Genomic DNA, 657 nt, shown 5'->3' on the forward strand with positions numbered 1-657 from the left:
GAAAGACGTTATGCTGCTGCGAAATAATTAGAAAAATATTTAAAAATTGGAAAATATCCCAAGCTATATTATAGCTTGGGATATTTTTTTAAATCGCTAAAACTGCTCTAAAATTTTAATACGTTTTTCAATTGGTGGATGTGTAGCAAAAATGCTATTAAAAAAGGTAATCAATGAATTCTCTTCTTTTTTTTTCGTTGGATGATCAATAAACATTTGTGCAATGTCTTCTCTTTTCACAGCTTCAATCCAAGGATCTGCAGAGATTTTTTTTAAGGCACTTGCCAACGCTAAAGGATTTTTAGTTAGTTCTGCTGCTCCAGCATCCGCTAAATATTCTCTTTTTCTTGATAGCGAAAATCTGAATAATGATGATAAAACCAACCCAAAAATCCCTAAAACTAAAATGACTAATATAAATCCATTATCTTTTTTTCTTCCTCCTCCATATAAAACGCTTCGAAAAGCAATTTCTGTAATGAAAGCAAAAATGCCTACAAATATGATTGAAATAATCAATAATCTAACATCTCTATTGATAATGTGCGTTAATTCGTGTGCTATAACAGTTTCTAATTCGTCGTCATTTAATTTATCGATAATTCCTCTTGAAAGTGATATTGCAAAGGTTTTTTCTGATAATCCACTTGCATAAGC

General features: G+C 30.4%; 1 protein-coding gene. It reads right to left on the reverse strand.

Features of this window, described 5'->3' with window-relative positions; translation table 11 throughout:
* Window positions 1-96: 96 nt before the first annotated feature.
* The coding region (locus IU405_RS00470) for a M48 family metalloprotease (protein WP_197436696.1) at window positions 97-657 on the reverse strand (561 nt) is incomplete at its 5' end.

It is taken from the genome of Polaribacter sp. BAL334, assembly GCF_015767435.1.
Lineage (GTDB): Bacteria > Bacteroidota > Bacteroidia > Flavobacteriales > Flavobacteriaceae > Polaribacter.